This is a genomic window from Enterobacter cloacae complex sp. 677-3DZ2D5B (assembly GCF_004136695.1).
In the GTDB taxonomy this organism is placed as follows: domain Bacteria; phylum Pseudomonadota; class Gammaproteobacteria; order Enterobacterales; family Enterobacteriaceae; genus Enterobacter; species Enterobacter hormaechei_C.
The window spans coordinates 67,665-91,512 of sequence record NZ_QFLS01000005.1 but is presented as its reverse complement, the minus strand read 5'-3'; the positions used below and the strand labels follow the sequence as shown (position 1 = coordinate 91,512).

Here is a 23,848-nt window from a genome sequence, read left to right as displayed (position 1 = left end):
CGTAAAAGTCATTTTGCGGTTGTTATTAATGTAAACATTAAAGTGAAAATGACGAGGGAAATGAGAGGGTCAGATTAAGTAATTGACAGAAATAAATTTCTGCAAAATAAATGTTTACATTGATGCCTGAGTTTATTTCATACGAAAGCAGGTGGGCTGTCTTATAAAATCACTCCCGGTGAGTCATTATGGATAAAAATAAAATTTCTCAGCACAGAAAGTGAATATTATATTTAATGAGTTCTTAACAAATATGGCGGGATAATTAACTGAACAATAATGTATACATATTGAGCGTAGTTAATATCTTGTCGTTTATTGTTCGTTACAGGGGGTTAACGGACAGCCCAAAACTCCTTGCACCCGGGTTACCCCCCGGTTACACTACATGACTACGAAATGCCATTTTGTAAGTAACTGTTTTATAAGTAATTTGACTCGGGGTGCCCTTCTTTGTGAAGGCTGAGAAATACCCGTATTACCTGATCTGGATAATGCCAGCGTAGGGAAGTCAGATGCCTACCCGGTCATCGCTTCTTCACGCACGGCAGGAGCGAAACCATGCAGCCTGACCTGCTCGACTCACACGTTTTACATCAATTCCGAACCCGTTCCCCGCTCACGCACTGTATGACCAACGATGTCGTGCAGACCTTCACCGCCAACGTGCTGCTCGCGCTGGGCGCTTCCCCGGCAATGGTGATCGAAGCCGAGGAAGCGGAACAGTTTGCCGCGCTTGCCGATGCTCTGCTCATCAACGTGGGTACACTCACCGCACCGCGCGCCCAGTCGATGCGTCGGGCTATTGAGAGCGCTGTAGCCGCGGGCACACCCTGGGTTCTGGATCCGGTTGCGGTTGGCGCGCTGGCGTTCCGCACCCGTTTTTGCCAGCAAATATTATCCCTTAAACCTGCGGCCATTCGTGGAAACGCCTCCGAAATCCTCGCCCTTGCCGGAATGAGTGCGGGCGGGCGCGGGGTTGATTCCACCGATACGGCAGCGAGCGCGTTGACCGCTGCGCAGACGCTCGCCCGTCAGACCCATGCCGTTGTGGTCGTCACAGGAGAAGTGGATCATATCACTGATGGTCAGCGAACCCGTACGGTCGCGGGCGGCGACCCGCTGATGACCCGCGTGGTAGGAACTGGCTGTGCGCTCTCGGCGGTCGTCGCTGCCTGCTGCTCGCTGCCTGGCGACAGGCTTGATAACGCGACGGCTGCCTGCGGCTTCATGAAGCGCGCAGGGTCAGTTGCCCTGACTCAAAGCCGGGGGCCCGGCAGCTTTTCCTCCGCGTTTCTGGACGCGCTTTACGCGCTGGAGGAACAGGTATGACACGCATAAATGCCCTGACTATTGCGGGAACCGATCCCAGCGGCGGAGCGGGGATCCAGGCAGACCTGAAAACCTTCTCTGCGCTCGGCGCTTACGGATGTTCGGTTATCACCGCGCTGGTGGCGCAAAACACGCGCGGTGTACAGTCGGTGTATCGCATTGAGCCGGATTTTGTCGCCGCACAGCTGGATTCGGTATTCAGCGATGTACGTATCGACACCACCAAAATTGGCATGCTCGCAGAGGCGGACATTGTTGAAGCTGTTGCTGAACGTCTCAAACGTTATCAGATAAAAAACGTGGTGCTCGATACCGTGATGCTGGCCAAAAGCGGCGATCCGCTGCTCTCCGCCTCGGCCGTCGACACCCTGCGTAAAAAGCTGCTGCCGCAGGTGGCGCTGATCACGCCAAACCTGCCTGAGGCCGCCGCGCTGCTGGATGCGCCACACGCGCAAAACGAACGTGAAATGAAAGAGCAGGGCAATGCGCTGCTGGCGATGGGGTGTCGCGCGGTGCTGATGAAAGGCGGCCATCTTGATGATGCAGAAAGCCCGGACTGGCTCTTCACCCACGATGGTGCGCAACGTTTCACCGCCCCGCGCGTACAGACCAAAAACACCCACGGCACGGGCTGTACGCTCTCGGCGGCGCTGGCGGTGCTGCGTCCCCGAAACGCGAACTGGGCGGATACGGTACAGGAGGCGAAGATCTGGCTCTCGGACGCGCTGGCAAAAGCCGATTCTCTGGAAGTGGGTCACGGTATTGGGCCGGTTCACCATTTTCATGCATGGTGGTAAGCCGTATACTGGCATAAAACCTTATGCCAGAGAAAAACAGAGATGGAACAAGCGCATACCCGGTTAATTACTCAACTCAAGGAACGAATTGCCGCACCGGACAACACGCCGTTGTACCTGAAATTTGCCGAAACGGTTAAAAACGCGGTACGCAGCGGCGTGCTCGCGCACGGTAATATTTTGCCTGGCGAGCGCGATCTGAGCCAGCTGGCCGGTGTGTCGCGCATTACGGTGCGTAAAGCGATGCAGGCGCTGGAAGAGGCTGGCGTCGTCACCCGCGCGCGTGGATACGGGACGCAAATCAACAATATCTTTGAATATTCGCTAAAAGAGGCGCGCGGGTTTTCTCAGCAGGTGGTGCTGCGGGGCAAAACGCCCAACACGCTGTGGGTTAATAAACGCGTCGTGAAATGTCCGGAGGAGATCGCCCGCCACCTTTCCCTTGCGCCAGACAGTGATGTATTTCTGCTTAAGCGCATCCGCTATGTGGATGACGATGCAGTATCGATAGAGGAGTCCTGGGTACCAGTAGGATTAATTCCCAACCCGGACGACATTGGCGTCTCGCTTTATGATTACTTCCGCAGCCAGAATATCTTTCCGCAGCGCACCCGGTCCCGCGTCAGCGCCCGGATGCCGGACAGCGAGTTTCAGGCGCATATCAAGATGGACGATAAGATACCGGTGCTGGTGATCAAGCAAGTCGCGCTCGATCAACAGCACCGGCCAATTGAGTACAGCATCAGCTACTGCCGCAGCGACCTATACGTCTTTGTGTGCGAGGAGTAGGGCCTCGCGCGTGGGGGCGCAGTCGCCACCGCGATGGCTGACTACCCAGGCGGCTACGGCATTGCCAAGCTGCACCGCCTCTGGCAGTGACCATCCCGCGGCCAGACCGGCAAGGGTACCTCCCGCATGGCTGTCACCCGCGCCGATGGTATCGACCACGGTAGCAGGAAACGCCGGAACGTGTCCGGAAGCGTCACCGTCATACCAGACCGCCCCGTCTTTATCATGGCGTACGATCAGCGCAGCGCCAAACCTCTGCTGCCACCGTGTGCCGAGCTCTTCCACGCTTACGCCAAGCCATTCTGCGGCAAGTTCCGCCTCCTGACGATTAAGCGAGACAATCGGTTTGCAGGCCATAATCCTTGCCATCAGCGGGTCGGGAATATCCGCGATGCGCGGACCGAAATCGATAAAGAGCGTCGCATCCTGAAGACTTTCCAGCCAGGCCGTCAGCAGCTCACCGCTGGGGGACGCCAGCTGGTAGCCGGACAAAGAGATCAGGCTCCCTGCCGGCACGCTTAACCCGTCCAGCCAGCGCTGCTGCCACTGATTCTCCACGCCGCTGAACGACATAAAGGTCCGTTCACCGTCAGGCTCCACCAGCGCCAGGCACCAGCCGTTATCGCCCGTTTCCGCTTCCACGGCGCTGTGCAGATCCTGCTTCGCCATGGCGTTACGGATAATATCGGCCCACACGCCGTGGCCGACAGGAAGCGCGTTTTGCGCAGCAATGCCGAGCCGCTTCAGGGCGATGGCGATATTCAGCGCGCAGCCGCCAATATTCACTCCCTGTTGCTTCAGTTCGATATCACACCCGCGCCAGGGCAGAGCGTAGGCGTCGGCAATCACGTCGATGACCGCCGCGCCGAGCACCGTTACGGGACGCGTGGCGTGAAGGGTTTCGAGACGGCGGGCAAAAGCACTCATACGCCCTCCCTGTGCTCCCGGAAGTGCAGCAGTTTTTCACAGTAGTGGCCGAAATCGAGCCGGTTTACGGCATCAAGTTCGTTTTTGAGTGCCGGATCAATGGCCTGTACACCGTGCAGCGCGCCGCAGATGGCTGTTGCCATCGCGCCGATAGTGTCAGTATCACCGCCCAGGTTGGCGCATAACACCGCGCAGCGGTTCGGATCGGTACCCGCGAGTTCGACCATCGCAATCGCCGCCGGAACGGACTCAAGGGTGCTCGTGCCTGCGCCAATAAGCTGATAGATCTGCTCGCTGGCGGTCTCGGTACCGTTGGCTTCGCGCACGGTTTTCAGGGCCAGCTCAATACGAGCGGAAAGCGATGCGCTGAAGGTGGTCGTGTTCGCCTCCTGTGCCGCACGGGCAATACCCGGCAGGGCATCGGCGATGTTCTGCCAGCGCTCGCCGTCGATAGCGCGTGAAACCGCCCAGGCGATCACCACCGCACCGGCGATAGCGAGATCCGATTTATGGGTCGGGCTGGAGGCTAACGCAACCTGTTCCACAAAGTGCGCCAGACGCGTGGCCGGCAGCAGGCATCCCAGCGGGGAGGCGCGCATCGCCGCACCGTTGGTGACGCCGTTGTTCTCCAGCTGGCTCACCGGCTTGCCGTCACGGATGGCGTTCAGGGCAATTTTGGAGGTCGGGCCGAGCACATTCTTATTGAACGCGTCAAAATCCAGCGCCCAGTCCAGAATATGCTTACCGATAACGTCAGGGTTAATTTCCCCCTCGCATTCGATAATCGCATCGGCCAGGCACAGCGCCATCGACGTATCATCCGTAAATTCGGCCTGCTTAAAGTAACAGGCGGCATTATTCTCAGCCGGGCCGGGTAAGAAACGGTCGATCCAGCCGAAGTGCGCTTTCACCCGCTTGCGCGGCCACAGCTCCGACGGCATCCCCATCGCATCCCCTAACGCCTGCCCGTAAAGAGCACCGAGAATACGGTCTTGTTTCATTTAACTTCCCCTCGTGTCAGCGCGGTATCGCCATCAACCACCTCAATTGCGGTGATCTCTTTATCCGATTCGCGGAAAAACAGCATAAACAGCACGGCAATCACCACAATCATGATTGCACCAAACGTCCACATTCCGGCCCAGTTGAAGGTCAGCCCATTCACCGGCTCTTTATATGCGAACATTTTTTCCATCATCACGCCGCCGAGACGGTAACCTAGCAGGCTACCAAAGCCCTGACAGCACAGCGTGATCAAGCCCTGCGCCGCGTTGCGCATATGCACGGGCGCTTTTTTATCCACGTAGATGTACGCGGTGACGTAATAGAAGTCATAGCTTACGCCGTGCAGCAGAATGCCGAGGAACAGCAGGGCGTAGGTGAAGTATTGCTCGGCGCCGCCGTAAACAAAGAAACCGTAGCGAATGGCGGCGGTGATCAGACCCAGCAGCAAGACCTTCTTAATACCAAAGCGTTTGGTAAAGAACGGCAGAGCGAGCATGAAGAAGATTTCAGAGAACTGGCCGAGGGTCATCCAGCCGGTGGCGTTTTTCATCCCCACTTCGGTGAGATAGCCGTTGGCAAAGATGTAGTAGAAGGCCAGCGGCATGGCGAACAGGAACGAGCAGAAGAAGAACACCAGGAAGTTTTTATCGCGCAGCAGGATCAGCGCATCCAGCCCCAGCATCACTTTGAAATCCAGCTTGCCGGTACTCTTCGGCGGGGTATTCGGCAGGAACAGCGCGAAGACGCCAAGCAGAAGGGAGCTGGCAGCGGTCATAAGCAGCGGGATATTGGTGTCAGAGATGTCGCTATAGCCCATCATCTGCGGCAGGAAGCCGCACGCCAGGCCGGAGGCAATCCAGCCGATGGTGCCCATCACGCGGATGCGCGGGAAATCAGCCTCTACGTCATCGACGTTCGCGAAGGCGATGCTGTTGGTCAGCGCGATGGTCGGCATATAGGTCAGGGAGTAGGCCAGCAGCAGCGGGAAGAAGGTGCTGAACTGGGTTTGCTGCGCTGCGAAATACATCAGAATCGCGCCAGCGAACATCAGCACGGCCAGCACTTTCTGGGCGGCGAAGAAACGGTCCGTCAGCGAGCCGACCAGGATAGGAGAGAGGATCGCGGCAATCGCGGTACAGGCATACGACCAGCCAATTTCCCCGGCGGTAAACCCGCTCTTACTCAGCCACAGCCACAGCGGCACAAACCATGCGCCCCAGATAAACCATTCAACGAACATCATGAATGACAGTTGGACTTTCGTTTTCATTTTTTAATCCTGCATGTCAGAGGTACGCATGTAACATACCATGTGATAATACCTTTTAAATACCTTTAAGGCGATTGTTTGATCAGTGTAACAAAAATGTTGTACACGAAACGAGCCAGCAGATTGTGCTTAAAAAAGTTGCAAATGGTGGAAAATAGGTTAAGTCGGTACCAGGCTTAGTCTGCCTGCAAAAACGTGGGCTTGGATCACACGCTCCGACATCATGTCGGACTTACGGGAGCATCACTATGACTGATATTGCGCAGCTGCTTGGCAAAGACGCCGACAGCCTTTTACAGCATCGTTGTATGACCATTCCAGCCGACCAGCTTTATCTGCCTGGCCATGATTACGTAGACCGGGTCATGGTCGACAACAACCGTCCGCCTGCCGTACTGCGAAACATGCAGACGCTTTACAATACCGGCCGTCTGGGCGGGACCGGCTATCTCTCCATTCTGCCCGTTGACCAGGGCGTAGAGCACTCGGCGGGAGCGTCGTTTGCTGCTAACCCGCTCTACTTTGACCCGAAAAACATTGTCGAGCTGGCGATTGAAGCAGGGTGTAACTGTGTGGCATCGACGTATGGCGTGCTGGCCTCCGTTTCTCGCCGCTATGCTCACCGCATTCCGTTCCTCGTCAAGCTGAACCACAACGAAACCCTGAGCTACCCAACCGAATATGACCAGACGCTGTACGCCAGCGTCGAGCAGGCGTTCAACATGGGCGCGGTGGCGGTCGGGGCAACCATCTATTTCGGCTCTGAACAGTCGCGACGTCAGATTGAAGAAATCTCCGCGGCGTTCGAGCGTGCCCACGAGCTGGGCATGGTAACCGTGCTGTGGGCCTATCTGCGTAACGCGTCATTCAAGAAAGACGGCGTGGATTACCACGTATCAGCGGATCTGACCGGTCAGGCAAACCACCTGGCGGCAACCATCGGCGCGGACATCGTGAAGCAGAAAATGGCCGAGAATAACGGCGGCTATAAAGCGGTGAACTTTGGCTATACCGACGACCGCGTGTACAGCAAGCTGACCAGCGACAACCCGATCGATCTGGTGCGCTACCAGCTGGCGAACTGCTACATGGGCCGCGCCGGGCTGATTAACTCCGGCGGTGCGGCAGGCGGTGAAACCGACCTGACCGACGCGGTGCGCACGGCGGTCATTAACAAACGTGCGGGCGGTATGGGGCTGATCCTGGGCCGTAAGGCGTTTAAAAAATCCATGGCCGACGGCGTGAAGCTGATTAATGCGGTTCAGGATGTCTATCTGGACAGTAAAGTCACGATTGCCTGACGCCACCGTATCCCTCTCCCCCGTGGGCTGAGGGTTCCTCACAAAATAATGCCTGCACAAACGGCCCCCTCTCCCTTGAGGGAGAGGGTGGCTCAGTCGCCACCACCCTGGCGACCCGGGCTCCCGGCGGTAAATCGCCGCTTCGCGGTCCCTTCGGCTTATTCCTTCCGGCTTATCGGGGACGGGCGGAAGTAACATCCCTGTACAGCCCGCCCTCTCGGCGCATCCCTGCGCCTCGCCCCGGCCTACAGGAAACGCCTCAGCGATTTACAGCCGGACCGAGGCATCGCTGAAAGCCCTCAGTTATTCTGAGGCAACGTTATCGCTTTTGCTTTCAAATTACTGGGGAACCCTCAGCCCTGTGGGGAGAGGGCATTATCGCGCACGCTGTAAAAAATCAGCGCAACAGCACGCAGTCCGGCGGCAATCGGCACTGCAACGCCCCGGGCAACACCTCAATGCGGAATCGCTCGCCGCTGAGCGGCTCTCCGTCGAGGTTAAAGGTCATGCCGTGTGGGGCGATCACTTCAAACCACGCGGATTTCCCGTCGATGATATTGGGGCTCTCCTCTGGCTGCGTCAGCGTCGTAAACAGCGCAGGCAGCAGCCCGTCGCCGGTAAAAATACGCAGCTGTAGTTGACCGTCGTTGATCAATGCTTCCGGGCAAAGCTGCTGACCGCCCCCCGCCTGCCGCCCGTTGCCGATACCAATCACCAGCGCGTCGCCCTGCCAGTGGAAGTTCTCACCGTGAATTTCACAGCTGTCGGGCTTGAGGGTGTCCATGCGCATTAGGCCATGGATGAGATACGAAACGCCGCCCAGCGCGGCTTTCAGTTTTTCCGGTGTTTCGCTGGTGATCCGCGTGCCGAAACCGCCCGTTGCCATATTGATAAAGCAGGTTCTTTCATTCACCTGCGCAATATCGACGGCGGTCGCTTTCCCGAGGATAGCCAGCTGTAGCGCTTTTCCTACATCCTCCGGAATACCAGCGCTGGTGGCAAAATCGTTGGCGGTACCGAGCGGTAAAATCCCCATCGCCGGGCGATGGGCTGTGTCGAGATCAATAAGCGCGCCAGCGATCTCGTTGATCGTTCCGTCGCCGCCGCCGGAAATGATGGTCTGAACACCTAACCTGATGCCCTCATCGATGTAGCGCGCCGCATCGCCTTTTTCAAACGTTACCCGCACGTGTATGCATGCTCCGTCTTCACGCAATTCGGTAATCGCCTGGCGCAACAGATCGTTGCCTGCACTCTTGCCGTTAAGAATTAATAAACTGTCTGGATAGGTTGCCATCCGGGTTGCTCCCTTTTTTAGCTATAGAAAGAGTGTATCCCAGAGAGGGAAAAAGCGGGTAAGAACAGGATGAAAGGCAAAAAATAAGCCCGCGTAAGGGCTTTGAAATCGACTAAAGAACCCCGTAGCGCTTACAGTGCATACTACTGCCGCTCAATTGACTATTGTGGTCAACGTTTGAGGTGTGACATTGGCCTTGCCTCGATTTTGAGCTGCTTACGCCAGACCCGATTATGTAGCGTTAGCGCAATGGAGCGGTAAAAAATCGATGAATTCATCCACATAATGTTCAGAAAGAAAAATCCCAGCCCCAGCAAAGAGGTTATTTGCGGTGTGTAGTTCTCAACAGGGCCGAATAAAAGCGAAATCCCCGTCCAGATGAAATAAATGATGCTCATTATGCCTGTCAGCGTAATGACGAAAATATGCAGTTTATATCCAGGTAAAGAACCTCGTGTAGTCAGAAACATCGTGCTCATCACTACCAGACAATACACAATCGCTGCAATGAATACTCCCATCATAACCTTAAATTCGGGTAAGCCGAGCCAGCGAAACAGCAACAACCAGAGGGACACTTGCAGCATGGCGTAGCAAAAAATAGCCAGTAACGTGCTCACTGCCAAAGGAATTCCTGTCATATGGACGCCCACAGGAACGCCGAACCGATCTTTTAACTGTTCTTTTAATGTTTCAAGCTGGTTGAGATCATCGGTCGCCATTTTACTTTTAACCAAAGCACTTAATGCAAGGCTATCTCTAATGTATTTCATCATGGACGGGTCAATAATTTCCTGTAAATGAAAAAGACTGAATTAAACCAAAAATGTATTTACCCGTTTGTGCAACATTCTGTGGATTTCTGATATTTCCTGAGATGGCACTTCCAACGAAGGCAGAAGAATTTGAAATGGTATTCAGCAACTCACGCTGTAAGAGCAACTGCAACGCTTCTGACGGATAACGTTTGGGATACACGCCTGCCTTCATTGCTGCTTTTACACCTGAATTCGAGATGCCGGGATTGCGGATACGAATAATCTCCTCTGTTAATCGCGTACGGTCGGCCCGGCTCATTTTTTGTAATAAGGAGAGCAAACTCTCAGACGATGAACGGTTAAGAAGGCGATATGTTAATGCAGCGCTTTTTAAACCCGCAGCAGCCCCGGCAAGAGAAATCGCATCCAGGGCTGTGTTGGTTGCTGTATACCACTCCTGGGAATCCATCCACGCAACGTAATCATCATGATTCATAGCAATCAACGATAGTCGGCCAAGCCCATTTGCACATTGAATTCCAGTTGCTACACCACCGGCTAAAATCACAGCGGCTATAGCACCGGAAGACCCTGCAGTGAGAGGTATAGCCATACCGGCCCCTGCCGCAAGTACAACAGTAAGAATTGCGGCTCCGCAGGAAATGGCCGTTGAACCAATTTCAGTTGCCAGGGAAGGGGAATTAATCGTCGCCGTTGTTGCCTGAACAGGGTTAACTAATGAGGCATTTACTTTGGTTATGACTACATGACTAACCGAGCTTTCGTTTGGTGTAGCAATCCTTCTTGATGGCCGTACTAGCCACTGACGTGTACCGTCTGAGTAGATAATCCCGGCCTGGCTAAAATTTCTGCTACAGTCCAGTTGACCTGCAAGTGCTGTGAAATTTATATCGCCGCCAGAGGCAAGACCAAGACTGCGTGCGAGTGCGTAATCTGGAAGATCCTTTGAAAATTGTCCTGTGAATGTCACTTCATCTCTCCGTCCGTGTGAAATGTTGATTGTTAATAAAACAAGAGTAAAGGTCCTGTTAACACTTAAAATTAGGAATGTTCCGAATAGTGTTCATCCCTCTCAAATCCATTAAAAAATGTGATTAGGATCCTTTGTTCGTTCGATTTGCTTAGATGATACGCCTAATGCTGACACAACCTTTCCCGGGTCAATGCAACGCCATATTTATCAGGGGGAAAAATTTCAGGAGTTAACAAAAAAATAAGCCCGCGTAAGGGAGATTACGCAGGCTAAGGAGGTGGTTCCTGGTACAGCTAGCATTTATGGGTTATGTTTTTCAGCGGGGGGGATAATACCCGTATTGAACGAAGCGGTATGTGATCCGATTCTAAGAATTATCCCAGCGTGAAAAAATCCCGTTGATTGACTATTTGCCGTGTGGATTTCGGGTATTTTCACCTTCAAAATTACGCATCAGCAGCGCAAACTCCAGCTCCACCTCTTCAGGAACCGGCAGCCAGACCACATGGCCGTCGCCAGGTGCGACCTCAATCGCCTCACCTTTTTTGTTTTCCAGGTGCTCCAGTCGGAAGTTCATGTTGCCCTGCGGCGTCATCAGCTCCAGGCTGTCGCCTTTAGTGAATTTGTTTTTTACGGCGACGGCGGCCAGCGGGCCTTTACGCTCGCCGGTGAAGTCGCCTACAAACTGCTGGCGTTCGGAAATCGAATAGCCATGCTCGTAGTTCTGGTAGTCGTCGTGAGTGTGACGACGCAGGAAACCTTCGGTATAGCCGCGATGCGCCAGACCTTCCAGCGTTTCCAGCAGGCTGGTGTCGAACGGTTTACCGGCAGCGGCATCGTCGATGGCTTTGCGATATACCTGTGCGGTACGGGCGCAGTAGTAGTAAGACTTGGTGCGGCCTTCAATTTTCAGGGAGTGTACGCCCATCTTGGTTAAACGCTCGACGTGCGCGATGGCGCGCAGATCTTTAGAGTTCATGATGTAGGTGCCGTGCTCGTCTTCGAAGGCGGTCATGTACTCACCCGGACGTTTGGCTTCTTCGATCATAAACACGCTGTCGGTAGGCGCGCCAATTCCCAGCGTTGGCTCAACGTTGGTGACCGGAATCGGCTCGTGTTTATGCACGATGTTACCGATGTCATCCTCTTTGCCTTCCTGAACGTTATATTCCCAGCGGCAGGCGTTGGTGCAGGTGCCCTGGTTCGGGTCACGCTTGTTGATATAGCCAGAGAGCAGGCAGCGGCCGGAGTAGGCCATGCACAGTGCGCCATGAACGAAGATTTCGATCTCCATATCCGGCACCTGGGTGCGGATCTCTTCGATCTCTTCGAGGGACAGCTCGCGGGACAGAATGACGCGGGTCAGCCCCATCTGTTTCCAGAATTTCACCGTTGCCCAGTTGACGGCGTTAGCCTGCACTGAGAGGTGAATGTCCATCTCCGGGAAATTCTCCCGAACCAGCATGATTAAACCCGGGTCCGACATGATCAGCGCGTCCGGCCCCATCTCCACGACCGGCTTCAGGTCACGAATGAATGTTTTCAGCTTGGCGTTGTGCGGCGCGATGTTCACCACCACGTAGAATTTTTTGCCCAGGGCATGCGCTTCATTGATGCCGAGCTGAAGATTCTCGTGGTTGAATTCGTTGTTACGCACGCGCAGCGAGTAGCGCGGCTGGCCCGCGTAGACGGCGTCGGCGCCATAGGCGAAAGCGTAACGCATATTTTGCAGCGTTCCCGCCGGGGAAAGGAGTTCCGGTTTAAACATGTTTGTTCTCGTTCTGATGACAGGTCAGATCCGCATGCACCTGATGCAGCGGTAAGGGGAGATCCCCCACTTTAAGGGCGGGCATTGTAGCGCTGCGGGGAAGAGAGGTAAAGCTTTGCCCCTCACCCTAACCCTCTCCCCTTTGGGGCTGAGGGTTCCCCACAAAATAATGCCTGCACAGACGGCCCCCTCTCCCTTGAGGGAGAGGGCTGGGGTGAGGGGGAACATACGGCTCTGGTGGTCATTCCGTTCACGTTATGTTCCTTGCTACTCTGTCACGACATGGCCGGTGAACGTGCCAGGGTGGCTCAGTCGCCACCACCCTGGCGACCCGGGCTTCCGGCGGTAAATCGCCGCTTCGCGGTGCCTTCGGCTTATTCCTTCCGGCTTATCGGGGACGGGCGGAGGTAACATCCCTGTAAAGCCCGCCCTCTCGGCGCATCCCTGCGCCTCGCCCCGGCCTACAGGAAACGCCTCAGCGATTTACAGCCGGACCGAGGCATCGCTGAAAGCCCTCAGTTATTCTGAGGCAACGTTATAGCTTTTGCTTTCAAATTGCTGGGGAACCCTCTCCCTTTGGGGAGACGGCAGGGTGAGGGGGGTTATTCAGGCAATCCTGCACGCATCCGCTTCCCAGCGATACCCCACGCCGTACACCGCGCGAATAAACGACTGGTCGGCGTCCAGCGCCTCCAGCTTGCGGCGCAGGTTTTTGATGTGGCTGTCGATGGTGCGGTCGGTCACCACGCGGTAATCGTCATACAGATGGTTAAGCAGCTGCTCGCGGGAAAACACTTTGCCCGGCTCGTGGGAGAGCGTTTTCAACAGGCGAAACTCTGCGGGGGTGAGATCCAAAAGTTTGCTGCGCCAGCTCGCCTGGAAACGGCTTTCGTCGACGATCAGCGGGCTTTGCGCATCCAGCACCTGCAATTCACGCTGCGGCTTACAGCGGCGGAGGATGGTTTTCACGCGAGCGACCACCTCCCGCGGGCTGTAAGGCTTGCAGATGTAATCGTCGGCGCCGATTTCGAGCCCCAGCAGACGATCGATCTCTTCGATTTTGGCCGTCACCATCACGATGGGCACATCGGAGAAACGACGAATTTCGCGGCACAGGGTTAGGCCGTCGGTACCCGGCAGCATCAGATCCAGCAGGATCAGATCCGGCGGCGTCTGGCGCACGTAGGGCAGCACCTGGTCGCCGTGGCTGATAAGCGTTGGCGCGTAACTCGCAGCGCGCAAATAGTCGATCAGCAGTTGCCCAAGTTTAGGCTCGTCTTCCACGATCAAAATACGCGGTGTGTTGTCGTCAATCGGTAACTCGGTCATGCTTCCCTCGATAAATCCCGTTCCAGAGGTAACTCTACTGTAATGCTAACCCCGCCAAAAGGCGAATGGGCGGCGCGGATGGTGCCGCCATGGGCCTCCACAATGTTAACGCAAATGGCCAGCCCAAGGCCGGAACCGCCGCTGGCGCGGTTGCGTGAACCTTCGGTGCGATAGAAGCGCTCGAACAGTTTTTCCAGCTGCGCATCCTTCACGCCAGGGGCGGAGTCCGCAAAGGTCAGGGCAAAGCGCCCGTTTTCCTGCCTGCCGGAGATATGCAGCGCGCCGCCGCCGTCGGTGTAGCGGAGGCTGTTCTCCAGCAGATTATTGAACAGCTGCATCAGGCGATCTCTGTCGCCGAACACCACCGCACTGTCCGGCAGCGAAAGGTTGATTTTCAGGTCACGGCTGGCGAAGCGCTCGCGGAATGCGCCGGTCACGACTTCAAGGATATTGATCACATCGATCGGTGCTTTCTGGTAAGCCAGGGCGCCTTCGTCGGACATGGAAAGCTGATGCAGATCGTCCACCAGTTTGGTCAGCGTACCGACTTCCGCCTGAAGCGAGGCCACCGACTCGGGGGTGAACTGCCGCACGCCGTCCTGAATCGCCTCCAGCTCGCCGCGCAGCACCGCCAGCGGGGTGCGCAGCTCGTGCGAAATGTCGGCCATAAAATCGCGGCGCATCTGCTGGTTTTTTTCCAGCGTGCTGGCGAGCTGGTTGAAGTCCTGCGCCAGCTTGCCCAGTTCATCCTGGCTGCGGGTGTCCACGCGGGTCGAGAAATCACCCGCCGCCAGCTTGTGCGTGCCTTCCACCAGGCGCTTAACCGGCGCCAGCAGGCCGCGCGCCAGCGGGAAGGTGGCGAGCGCCGCAAGCAGGGTAGAAAGCGCGACAATCAACCAGCTGGTCTGACGCTGCTGGCGGTCAAAGTTGATGTCGGTGTTGCGCGTCAGCCGCTCGACCGGGGAGGCGATAACCCAGCCCACCGTGGCGCCGTTCGAGGTAATGGCGCGCTTTGTGCCGTCCGGCGGTACCGGAGAGCGTGGGCCAACGAGCACGCGCATCTCCTGATCAATCACCCAGAACTGGGTGCGCCAGCCGTGCGGCGGCATGCCCGGTCCCGGACGGTCGTCGTCATTATCGTGCTCCAGCGAGCGCAGAATTTGAAATATAAAGCGATCGTTGTTGCGCAGAAAACGCCAGTTACCGTGCAGGCTATACTGTTCCCCCAGCGCGTCGCTTAAGCCCTGTAAACGCTGTTCGTTACCGTGCTTGATGTAGTCAATAAAGCCGCGCTCAAAGCTGACCCGCACCGCCCAGTGCATAGTAATCAGCAGGACGATACAGGTGGCGAAAATCGCCACAAAAAGCTTACCGGTGATCCCCGGACGCCAGAATTTCATGGTGCACTCCTTTTGCCGCGTCGGATCACGACGTTTTTGGTCGTGTCATTCGGCACTCTGGCAAAGATAAAAGCGGGCAGAGCGATAATTACCGCCATGCTGAGGTAAGTGTATAAAAAGACCTGATGCGCGACGGGGGTGTCGGCGCTGAGATGGTGCTGACCGTACATGCCGAGCAGCAATCCGGCAACCGTGACCCCCACGCTCATGGAGAGCTGCATGATCATCGACAGCAGACTGTTACCACTGCTTGCCAGCTCGTCCGGCAGATCTTTCAGCGTCAGGGTGTTCATCGACGAGAAGCGCATGGAGTTGATGATCCCCTGGCAGAACAGCACCAGCGGCAGGATGTAGTACCAGCCCAGCAGCGCCACGGCCATAAACAGCAGGCAGACCAACGCCAGCCCGATCGTGGCGGCCACCAGCACGCGGCGATAGCCAAAGCGGTTCACCACCTGCACCACAATACGCTTCATCCCCATGCTGCCAAGTACCATCGGGATCATCATCAGCCCGGCATGGAACGGCGAGAAGCCCATCCCAATCTGTAAAAATACCGGCGTCATAAACGGCAACATGCCGCTGCCGATGCGTCCGGCAAAGCTGCCGAACAGACCAAGACGGTAGGTGGGATTCTTGAACAGATTTAGGCTGAACAGCGCGTTAGCGTTACCTCTGGCATGCCACAGATACCAGAGAATGGCGGTGACACCCAGCGCTACCAGCAGGGCGAGCGACAGGGAGGAGATCCCCAGCCCTTTTTGCCCGTCGAGCGCGAGGGTAAGCGTCGCCATGCCAGCTGCCAGCAGGATGAAGCCAAAGAAATCAAAGCGCCGGGTCTGCATTTTATAGTTCGGCATCAGCGTCAGGGTGGCAATCGCGCCGATAATACCGACCGGCAGGTTGATCAGGAAGATCCAGTGCCAGGAGGCATACTCCACCAGAATCCCGCCCAGCGCCGGGCCAAGCAACGGGCCGACCTGACCGGGCAGGGTGACGAAGGTCATCGCCGCCATATACTGCGCGCGCGGAACAATTTTCATCACCGTTAACCGCCCGACGGGTACCATCATCGCGCCGCCGACGCCCTGTAGCACGCGCGCCATCACCAGCTGGTCGAGGGTATTGGCCTGGGCGCAAAACAGCGACCCGGTGGTAAACAGCACAATGGCGGTGAAGAAGATGTTTCGCACGCCGACTTTATCCGCCAGCCAGCCGCTGGCAGGCAGCATCACGGCGACCGTCAGCACATAGGCGACAATCACCATATGCATGTGCAGCGGGCTCTCCCCCAGGCTTTTCGCCATCGAGGGGAGGGCGGTGTTCACGATAGTCGTGTCCAGCGACTGCATAAAGAAGCCGAACGCGACGATCCACAATTGCCAGCGAACGTTACTGGGTAGGTCGGTCATTTACTCGGTCACCGTGGTTCTCTTTTTACGCGAAAAACGCAGCCGCAGGCGGTCAAAGAACAGATAGACTACCGGCGTCGTGTAGAGCGTCAGCAGCTGGCTCATCACCAGGCCGCCAACGATCGTGATCCCCAGCGGCTGGCGTAGTTCAGAGCCGTCACCGCCGGATATGACCAGCGGCAGCGCGCCGAACAGCGCGGCCAGCGTGGTCATCATGATCGGGCGAAAACGCAGCAGACAGGCCTGGAATATCGCCTCGTCCGGCGTCAGGTTGCCGTTGCGCTGGGCGTCCAGGGCAAAGTCGACCATCATTATCGCGTTTTTCTTCACGATGCCAATCAATAGCATGATCCCGATAAGCGCGATAAGACTGAATGGGGCACCGAACAGCTCCAGCGCCAGCAGCGCCCCCACGCCCGCAGAGGGAAGCGTGGAGAGAATGGTCAACGGGTGCACGTAGCTTTCGTACAGCACGCCCAGCACGATATAAACCGTGGCAATGGCCGCCAGAATCAAAATAACCTGCGAGTTCATGGTGTCCTGGAACACCTGCGCCGTACCGGCAAAGCTGCCGCGCACCGAGGAGGGCACCCCGAGCTGGGTCATGGCGCGATTAATGGCATCGCTGGCCTCAGACAGCGACGAGCCGGTTGGCAGGTTAAACGAGACGGTCGAGGCGGCGGAAAGCCCCTGGTGGTTCACCGACAGCGGGGCGTTCGACGGCTGCCAGCTGGCGAAGTACGACAGCGGAATCGCCTTACCGTCATCATTGATCACAAACATCTTGTCCAGCGCGCTGATGTCCTGGGTGTAGCGCGGATCCACCTCCATCACCACCTTGTACTGGTTCATCGGCTGATAGATGGTAGAGACTTCACGCTGCCCGAAGGCGTTGTTCAGCAGGCTGTTGGCCGCCTCCACGTTAATGCCCAGGCGGGCCATGGTTTCACGATCGTAGGTGAGCGCCATCTCCGCACCGTTGTTTTGGCTGTCAGAGTTCACGTCCGCCAGCTGCGGCAGCGCGGCCAGCGCTTTACGGATCTTCGGCTCCCACTCGCGCAGGGCGGCTAAGTCATCCGAGAGCAGGGTGTACTGATAGCTGGCGTTAGCCTGTCGTCCGCCGACGCGGATATCCTGAACGGCCATCAAAAACAGATTTGCCCCCGGCTCTTTGGCAAGCTTCAGCCGCAGGCGGTCAATGATCTGCTGCGCCGTTTCGTGACGTTCACCGCGCGGCTTAAGGGTAATAAACATCATCCCGCTGTTAACGCGCGAGCCGCCGGTAAAGCCGGTGACGTTATCCACGGCCGGATCTTCCCGGATGATTTTCATAAAGTCTTGCAGTTTGCCGCGCATCGCCTGGAACGAAATGCTCTGGTCCGCCTGAATACCGCCCATCAGCACCCCGGTATCCTGCTCCGGGAAAAAGGTTTTCGGGATGGTGATATACATCCAGACGTTGAGGACGATGGTGCCGATCAGCACCAGCCCGACAATACGCGTGTGGTTCAGCACCCATTTCAGCGATTTGCCGTAGCCGGACTGCATCGCCATCAGGACGCGGCCAAAGCCTTTCCTGCGCGGCTGCGAGTGCGGTTGGCTGCGCTTTAGCATCCAGCCGCACATCATCGGCGTCAGCGTCAGCGAAATCACCAGTGAGATACCAATGGCGACGGAGAGCGTGACGGCAAATTCGCGCAGCAGTCGCCCCGGCAGGCCGCCCATCAGCAGCAGCGGCAGGAATACCGCCACCAGCGACAGGCTCATGGACAGGACCGTGAAGCCCACTTCGCGCGTCCCCTGAAGCGCCGCCTGGAGCGGCTTCATGCCCGCTTCCAGATGGCGCGAGATATTCTCCAGCACCACGATGGCGTCATCCACCACAAACCCGGTGGCAATCGTCAGCGCCATCAGCGACAGGTTGTTAAGGCTAAAGCCGCACAGGTACATGGCGGCAAAGGTGCCTATCAGCGATACCGGCACCGCCACCGCCGGGATCAGCGTCGCGCGCCCCGAGCGCAGGAACAGGAACACCACCAGGATCACCAGCGCGACGGAGATGATCAGCGTTTGCTCTACCTCCTCAAGCGAGGCGCGGATGGTGGGGGAGCGGTCCTGCGCAATCTGGAGATCGATGGCCGCCGGAATCGTTTCCTGAAGCTCCGGCAGGCGCGCGCGGATGCTGTTCACCGTCTGAATGATGTTGGCTTCCGGCAGCTTGCGGATCATCAGCAAAATCGCCGGTTTGGCGTTGGTCATCCCGGCGTTACGCACGTCCTGCACCGAATCGGTGACGCTGGCGACGTCGCTCAGGCGCACCGCCGCGCCGTTGTTGTAGTGAATAATCAACGGCTGATACTCGGCGGCGGTTTTCAGCTCGTCGTTAGTCTGGATCTGCCAGCGGTGGCTGTTGTCCTCAATCGCGCCCTGCGGCTTACGCACGTTGGCGTTGCTGATGGCGGAACGCACGTCGTCCAGCGACACGCCCTGGTTAAACAGCGCCTGCGGATTCAGCCCCACGCGCACGGCGGGCAGGGAGCTGCCGCCGACGTCCACGTCGCCCACGCCGTCAATCTGGGCGATGGTTTGCGCCAGCTGGGTGGAGGCAAAATCGTACAGCTCGCCCTGGGAGTAGGTCTCTGACGTAAGCGTCAGGATCATGATCGGCGCGTCGGAGGGGTTGGCCTTGCGATAGGTTGGACGGCTCGGCATGCCGCTCGGCAGCAGGCTTTGGGCGGCGTTAATCGCGGCCTGCACGTCACGCGCCGCGCCGTTGATGTCCCGGTCGAAATTGAATTCCAGAATGATGCGCGTGCTGCCCAGCGAACTGCTGGAGGTCATCTCGTTAACCCCGGCAATTCGACCAAGCGAGCGCTCAAGCGGCGTCGCCACCGATGAGGCCATGGTTTCCGGCGAGGCACCCGGCAGCGAGGCGCTGACCATGATCACCGGGAAATCGACCTGCGGCAGCGGGGCCACCGGCAGCAGCCGGAAGCCCAGCACGCCGCACAGGGTGATAGCGACGGAGAGTAAAATCGTCGCCACCGGACGGTAAATGAAGAGGGCGAAAAACTTCACTTACGCCTCCTCTTCACGTTTCGGGAAGCGGCTTTTCGTCCACAGGGCCAGACGGTCAAACAGCAGGTAGATAACCGGCGTGGTAAACAGCGTCAGCACCTGGCTTACGAGCAGGCCGCCGACCATCCCGATGCCCAGCGGACGGCGCAGTTCGGCCCCCACGCCGGTGCTCAGCATCAGCGGCAGCGCGCCCAGCAGGGCGGCGAGGGTGGTCATCAGGATCGGGCGAAAACGCAGCAGACAGGCCTGGTAAATGGCCTCGCGCGGCGCCATACCCTGCTCGCGCTCGGCGGCCAGCGCAAAGTCGATCATCATGATGGCGTTTTTCTTCACGATGCCGATAAGCAGAATGATGCCAATGATCGCAATCACGTCCAGTTCGCTCCCCGCCAGCATCAGCGCCAGCAGTGCCCCCACGCCCGCCGTCGGCAGGGTGGAGAGAATGGTGATCGGGTGGATAAAGCTTTCATACAGCACGCCAAGCACGATATACATCGCCACCACCGCCGCGACAATCAGCCAGACGGTGCTGCCCAGCGCGGCCTGGAACGCCAGAGTACTGCCCTGGAACTGGGTCTGAATATCGGACGGGAAGCTGAGTTCTTTCTCCGCACCCAGAATGGCCTCCACCGCTTCGCCCAGGGAATAACCGTCCGGCACGTTGAACGAAATGGTGGTGGATGGGAACTGATCGAGATGGTTAATCGACAGCGGGGTGTGACGCTCTTCCACGCTGGCAATGGCGCTGAGCGGCACAATCCCGCCGTCTTTGCTGGTCAGGCGTATCGAGTCCAGCGCGGCAAGCCCGGGCGTGTTCTCGGTGTTATGTTCCAGCACCACGCGATACTGGTTCGCCTGGGTGTAAATGGTGGAGATAAGGCGCTGGCCAAAGGCGTTATACAGCGCGTTATCCACGTCGGACATGGTAATGCCCAGACGGCTGGCGGTGTCGCGGTTGACGTTTACGTACGCCGCCAGCCCTTTATCCTGCCAGTCGCTGCTTACGTCAGAAATCTGCGGCAGTGCTTTCAGCTTGTCCACCAGCTGCGGCACCCAGGTGCTGAGTGCATCAAGCGAGGTGGCCTGGAGCGTAAACTGGTACTGCGTGCGGCTCACCTGCGTATCAATGGTTAAATCCTGGATCGGTTGCAGATACAGCTCAATGCCCGGTACGCGCGCCACAGCGCTTTGCAGACGCTCAATAACCGCGTTGACGCGATCGTCACGGTCATCGAGCGGTTTAAGGTTAATTTGCAGGCGCGCGCTGTTAAGCGACGGGTTGGTGCCGTCCACGCCCACGTAGGCAGTCAGGCTTTCCACCGCCGGATCTTTCATGATGATCTCAGACACCTGCTGCTGGCGCTGCGCCATGTTGGCGAAGGAGACCGTCTGTGGCGCCTGAAGCGTGCCCTGAATAATGCCGTTGTCCTGAATCGGGAAGAAGCCTTTCGGAATGAAAATCCACAGCATGACGCTGAGCGCCAGCGTGCCGAGGGCCACGCCGAGCGTCGCCCAGGGATGGTTCAGGACTTTCGCCAGCACGCGGCCGTAGGCGGCAATAATGCGCTCGAACATCCGCTCGGAGGCGAGGGAGAAGCGGTTTTGCTTGCGCAAAGATTCGTGGCTCAGCATGCGGGCGCACATCATCGGCGTCAGCGTCAGCGACACCACGGCAGAGATCAGAATGGCGACCGCCAGCGTCACGGCAAACTCGCGGAACAGCCGCCCGACGATATCGCCCATAAACAGCAGCGGGATCAGCACCGCAATCAGCGAGAAGGTGAGCGAAATAATGGTAAAGCCGATCTCCCCCGCGCCCTTCAGCGCGGCGGCTAACGGCTTTTCACCTTTCTCGATATAGCGCGAGATGTTTTCGATTACCACGATGGCGTCGTCCACCACAAACCCGGTGGCGATGGTGAGCGCCATCAGCGTCAGGTTGTTAATCGAGAAGTCGAGAAATACCATTACCGCGAACGTCCCGACCAGCGAGAGCGGCACGGCAACGGCGGGAATAATGGTTGCCGGAACGTTGCGCAGGAACAGGTAGATGATCATCACCACCAGCGCAATCGCCAGCATCAGCTCGAACTGGGTGTCAGTCACTGACGCGCGAATATTCGTGGTGCGGTCAGAGAGCACTTTCACGCTGACCGATTTTGGCAGGCTTTCCACCAGCTGCGGCAGCATGGTGCGAATGCTGTCGGCGGTATCAATAATGTTCGCGCCCGGCTGGCGCTGAACGTTCATGACAATCGCCTGCTGCTTATTAGCCCACGCCCCGAGCCAGCTGTTTTCCGCGCCTTGTTCGACGGTTGCCACGTCGCCCAGGCGGATCGGTGCGCCGTTCTGGTAGGCAATGATCAGCTGACGGTATTCATCGGCGGACTGCATCTGGTCGTTGGCGGAGAGCGTGACCGCGCGGGTCGGGCCGTCCAGCGAGCCCTTCGCTGAGTTAACGTTGGCGCTGCTGATGGCGGTGCGAATGGTTTCGCTGGTTAACCCCAGCGCGGCAATGGCCTGGGCATTGAGCTTAACGCGCACCGCGGGGCGTTGTCCCCCTGCGAGCGTCACCAGCCCGACGCCTGTCACCTGCGAAATCTTCTGCGCCACGCGGGTTTCGACCATGTCTTCCACCTGCGTCATCGGCATGGCGGAGGAGGTGACGGCAAGCGTCATGATCGGCGGGTCTGCCGGGTTCACCTTGCTGTAAACCGGCGGGTTCGGCAGGTCAGACGGCAGCAGGTTGGTGGCGGCGTTAATGGCGGCCTGCACCTCCTGTTCCGCGACGTCCAGCGACAGTGCGAGCTGGAACTGAAGCGTGACGACCGAGGCACCGCCCGAGCTCTGGGAGGACATCTGCTTCAGGCCAGACATCTGGCCAAACTGACGCTCCAGCGGGGCGGTGATGGCGGACGTCACCACATCTGGACTGGCGCCCGGATAGAGGGTGACAACCTGAATAGTCGGGTAGTCCACTTCCGGCAGCGCCGACACGGGCAGAAAACGGTAGCCAATGATCCCGGCCAGCAGGATCGCCACCATCAACAGGGTCGTCGCAACCGGTCGTAAAATAAACAGGCGTGATGGCCCACCTGTAGAGCTCGGCGGCATCACCTGCATCAGGCTTTTGCTCCTGTATTCTGCGCTTCCACCACCTCGACCTGCGCCCCTTCGGTCAGCCGGTCAATACCGTCGGTTACGACGCGGTCGCCTGCGGACAGCCCGGCGCTGATCACCACCGTCTGACTGTCCTGGATCCCGGTTTTCACCAGGTGTTTGCTGACCTTGTTTTCGCTGTTCAGCACCCAGACAAAGTTGCCTTCACTGCCCATTTGCAGGGCCGCCGTCGGGATCACCACGGCGTTTTCTTCGGTCGCGACCAGCATTCGCGCATTGACGAACTGATTCGGGAACAGGGCATCGTCCTGATTGTTGAAGCGTGCTTTTAGCTTGATGGTGCCGGTGGTGGTGTCGATCTGGTTATCCAGGCTCAACAGCGAACCTTCGCTCAGCTTCTGCTTGTTGGTGCGATCCCAGGCTTCAACCACCAGCGATTTTCCGGCCTTCTGCGCCTGTATCACCGTCGCAATGTCGCTTTCCGGCAGGGTAAAGACGAGATCGATAGGGTGCGTCTGGGTGATCACCACGATGCCCGTGGTATCGCCGCTGGAGATTTGGTTCCCGATATCAACCTGTTTCAGGCCCACGCGGCCGTCAATCGGCGCGGTGATCCGGCTCCAGTCGAGCTGGAGCTGGGCGCTGGCGACCGCGGCTTCGTCGGCCTTGATGGTGCCCTGAGATTCACTGACCAGAGATTGCTGGGTATCCAGCTCCTGGCGCGACACGAGGTTGGTTTTTACCAACTGCTGATAGCGGGCTAAATCGCGGCGGGCATTGGCGAGGGTGGCTTTGTCTTTCGCGAGTTGCCCCTGCGCCTGCGCCAGGGCCACCTTAAACTGGCTTGGATCGATTTCCGCCAGCAGATCGCCCGCTATCACCTGTTGACCTTCCTGGAAGTGGATGGCCATCAGCTGACCGTCTACGCGGCTACGTACCGTCACGGTGTTGGCGGCAGTGATGGTTCCCAGCCCGGAGAGATAACGAGGCACCGCTTCATTCACCGCCGTTGCCGCCTGCACCGGTGCCAGCGCACCGCCGCGCATACCGTGGCGCCCGCCGCCCGTTGGGCGTTGTGAGGGGCTACTGGCGCCAGCAGGTGCCGTGGAGTTCGCGGACTGGCTGTGCCAGTACCAGGCGGCGGCCAGGACCACCACAATCAGACCAGCGGCGATTGCCCAGCGGGATTTGTTACTGCCTTTCATCGTTATACGTTCTCATCCTGAAACTCTTTCGGGGAATGATACTAGTTTAGTCAGGTAACACAGTGG

Annotated in this window: 17 protein-coding genes and 1 riboswitch; of the genes, 4 read left to right on the top strand and 13 right to left on the bottom strand. The window is 57.7% G+C overall.

Going from position 1 to position 23,848, the window contains the following annotated elements; genetic code table 11:
• The first annotated feature begins 429 nt into the window (after positions 1 to 429).
• Positions 430 to 526, top strand: a riboswitch (TPP riboswitch).
• A 35-nt stretch (positions 527 to 561) separates the two neighbouring features.
• Genes thiM through DD597_RS07655 form a run of 3 tightly spaced genes read left to right on the top strand, consistent with a single transcriptional unit; the run spans position 562 to position 2,918 of the window.
• Positions 562 to 1,332, top strand: a complete 771-nt coding sequence (gene thiM, locus DD597_RS07665) for a hydroxyethylthiazole kinase (protein WP_003859245.1) — start codon at positions 562 to 564, stop codon at positions 1,330 to 1,332.
• Complete coding sequence (gene thiD / locus DD597_RS07660) at positions 1,329 to 2,129, top strand: bifunctional hydroxymethylpyrimidine kinase/phosphomethylpyrimidine kinase (protein WP_129256071.1); 801 nt, start codon at positions 1,329 to 1,331, stop codon at positions 2,127 to 2,129. Before thiM ends, thiD begins: the two co-directional genes overlap by 4 nt.
• A gap of 42 nt (positions 2,130 to 2,171) precedes the next feature.
• Entirely contained in the window at positions 2,172 to 2,918 is a 747-nt protein-coding gene (locus tag DD597_RS07655) for a GntR family transcriptional regulator (RefSeq protein WP_129256070.1), read from the top strand.
• Here the strand turns inward: DD597_RS07655 and DD597_RS07650 are convergent.
• The 3 genes from DD597_RS07650 to DD597_RS07640 are packed head-to-tail and all read right to left on the bottom strand — an operon-like array spanning position 2,892 to position 6,120.
• Positions 2,892 to 3,845, bottom strand: coding sequence for a PfkB family carbohydrate kinase (locus tag DD597_RS07650; protein WP_045337646.1), 954 nt, complete (start codon positions 3,843 to 3,845; stop codon positions 2,892 to 2,894). The two genes, DD597_RS07655 and DD597_RS07650, sit on opposite strands and share 27 nt — an antisense overlap.
• Positions 3,842 to 4,846, bottom strand: coding sequence for an ADP-ribosylglycohydrolase family protein (locus tag DD597_RS07645; RefSeq protein ID WP_003859238.1), 1,005 nt, complete (start codon positions 4,844 to 4,846; stop codon positions 3,842 to 3,844). Before DD597_RS07645 ends, DD597_RS07650 begins: the two co-directional genes overlap by 4 nt.
• Positions 4,843 to 6,120, bottom strand: a complete 1,278-nt coding sequence (locus tag DD597_RS07640) for a nucleoside permease (protein ID WP_003859236.1) — start codon at positions 6,118 to 6,120, stop codon at positions 4,843 to 4,845. Before DD597_RS07640 ends, DD597_RS07645 begins: the two co-directional genes overlap by 4 nt.
• 248 nt (positions 6,121 to 6,368) lie before the next feature.
• Between DD597_RS07640 and fbaB the strand changes: the two genes are divergently transcribed.
• Positions 6,369 to 7,421: a class I fructose-bisphosphate aldolase gene (gene fbaB / locus DD597_RS07635; RefSeq protein ID WP_000129585.1), complete on the top strand. Its 1,053-nt coding sequence runs from the start codon at positions 6,369 to 6,371 to the stop codon at positions 7,419 to 7,421.
• Between the two features lie 397 nt (positions 7,422 to 7,818).
• Here fbaB and yegS read toward each other — a convergent pair whose 3' ends face one another.
• From yegS to DD597_RS07585, 10 genes are all read right to left on the bottom strand, one after another.
• Complete coding sequence (gene yegS, locus DD597_RS07630; RefSeq protein WP_003859233.1) at positions 7,819 to 8,718, bottom strand: lipid kinase YegS; 900 nt, start codon at positions 8,716 to 8,718, stop codon at positions 7,819 to 7,821.
• 170 nt (positions 8,719 to 8,888) lie between these two features.
• Positions 8,889 to 9,494: a hypothetical protein gene (locus tag DD597_RS07625; protein ID WP_050871419.1), complete on the bottom strand. Its 606-nt coding sequence runs from the start codon at positions 9,492 to 9,494 to the stop codon at positions 8,889 to 8,891.
• A gap of 7 nt (positions 9,495 to 9,501) precedes the next feature.
• Positions 9,502 to 10,467, bottom strand: a complete 966-nt coding sequence (locus DD597_RS24825) for a hypothetical protein (RefSeq protein ID WP_048210183.1) — start codon at positions 10,465 to 10,467, stop codon at positions 9,502 to 9,504.
• 409 nt (positions 10,468 to 10,876) lie between these two features.
• On the bottom strand, positions 10,877 to 12,238 hold the full coding sequence (gene yegQ / locus DD597_RS07615) for a tRNA 5-hydroxyuridine modification protein YegQ (RefSeq protein ID WP_022651495.1): 1,362 nt from the start codon (positions 12,236 to 12,238) through the stop codon (positions 10,877 to 10,879).
• 606 nt (positions 12,239 to 12,844) lie between these two features.
• Entirely contained in the window at positions 12,845 to 13,567 is a 723-nt protein-coding gene (gene baeR, locus DD597_RS07610) for a two-component system response regulator BaeR (protein ID WP_015572364.1), read from the bottom strand.
• Positions 13,564 to 14,967, bottom strand: coding sequence for a two-component system sensor histidine kinase BaeS (baeS, locus tag DD597_RS07605; protein ID WP_006811258.1), 1,404 nt, complete (start codon positions 14,965 to 14,967; stop codon positions 13,564 to 13,566). The genes baeR and baeS overlap by 4 nt, the downstream gene beginning before the upstream one ends.
• On the bottom strand, positions 14,964 to 16,379 hold the full coding sequence (locus DD597_RS07600; RefSeq protein ID WP_003862087.1) for an MFS transporter: 1,416 nt from the start codon (positions 16,377 to 16,379) through the stop codon (positions 14,964 to 14,966). The genes baeS and DD597_RS07600 overlap by 4 nt, the downstream gene beginning before the upstream one ends.
• Complete coding sequence (mdtC, locus tag DD597_RS07595; RefSeq protein ID WP_023324948.1) at positions 16,380 to 19,457, bottom strand: multidrug efflux RND transporter permease subunit MdtC; 3,078 nt, start codon at positions 19,455 to 19,457, stop codon at positions 16,380 to 16,382. It abuts the gene before it with no gap.
• Positions 19,458 to 22,580, bottom strand: coding sequence for an MdtB/MuxB family multidrug efflux RND transporter permease subunit (locus DD597_RS07590; RefSeq protein WP_022651491.1), 3,123 nt, complete (start codon positions 22,578 to 22,580; stop codon positions 19,458 to 19,460). It lies immediately after the preceding gene.
• Positions 22,580 to 23,782 carry an MdtA/MuxA family multidrug efflux RND transporter periplasmic adaptor subunit gene (locus DD597_RS07585; protein ID WP_129256069.1) on the bottom strand — a complete coding sequence of 401 codons (1,203 nt, stop codon included), beginning with the start codon at positions 23,780 to 23,782 and terminating at the stop codon, positions 22,580 to 22,582. Before DD597_RS07585 ends, DD597_RS07590 begins: the two co-directional genes overlap by 1 nt.
• Positions 23,783 to 23,848 lie beyond the last annotated feature (66 nt).

Excerpts from the sequence above, each read along its gene's own strand:
- thiM (WP_003859245.1), top strand. The coding sequence starts at position 562 with ATGCAGCCTGACCTGCTCGACTCACACGTTTTACATCAATTCCGAACC.
- thiD (WP_129256071.1), top strand. The coding sequence starts at position 1,329 with ATGACACGCATAAATGCCCTGACTATTGCGGGAACCGATCCCAGCGGC.
- DD597_RS07655 (WP_129256070.1), top strand. The coding sequence starts at position 2,172 with ATGGAACAAGCGCATACCCGGTTAATTACTCAACTCAAGGAACGAATT.
- DD597_RS07650 (WP_045337646.1), bottom strand. The coding sequence starts at position 3,845 with ATGAGTGCTTTTGCCCGCCGTCTCGAAACCCTTCACGCCACGCGTCCC.
- DD597_RS07645 (WP_003859238.1), bottom strand. The coding sequence starts at position 4,846 with ATGAAACAAGACCGTATTCTCGGTGCTCTTTACGGGCAGGCGTTAGGG.
- DD597_RS07640 (WP_003859236.1), bottom strand. The coding sequence starts at position 6,120 with ATGAAAACGAAAGTCCAACTGTCATTCATGATGTTCGTTGAATGGTTT.
- fbaB (WP_000129585.1), top strand. The coding sequence starts at position 6,369 with ATGACTGATATTGCGCAGCTGCTTGGCAAAGACGCCGACAGCCTTTTA.
- yegS (WP_003859233.1), bottom strand. The coding sequence starts at position 8,718 with ATGGCAACCTATCCAGACAGTTTATTAATTCTTAACGGCAAGAGTGCA.
- DD597_RS07625 (WP_050871419.1), bottom strand. The coding sequence starts at position 9,494 with ATGATGAAATACATTAGAGATAGCCTTGCATTAAGTGCTTTGGTTAAA.
- yegQ (WP_022651495.1), bottom strand. The coding sequence starts at position 12,238 with ATGTTTAAACCGGAACTCCTTTCCCCGGCGGGAACGCTGCAAAATATG.
- baeR (WP_015572364.1), bottom strand. The coding sequence starts at position 13,567 with ATGACCGAGTTACCGATTGACGACAACACACCGCGTATTTTGATCGTG.
- baeS (WP_006811258.1), bottom strand. The coding sequence starts at position 14,967 with ATGAAATTCTGGCGTCCGGGGATCACCGGTAAGCTTTTTGTGGCGATT.
- DD597_RS07600 (WP_003862087.1), bottom strand. The coding sequence starts at position 16,379 with ATGACCGACCTACCCAGTAACGTTCGCTGGCAATTGTGGATCGTCGCG.
- DD597_RS07590 (WP_022651491.1), bottom strand. The coding sequence starts at position 22,580 with ATGCAGGTGATGCCGCCGAGCTCTACAGGTGGGCCATCACGCCTGTTT.
- DD597_RS07585 (WP_129256069.1), bottom strand. The coding sequence starts at position 23,782 with ATGAAAGGCAGTAACAAATCCCGCTGGGCAATCGCCGCTGGTCTGATT.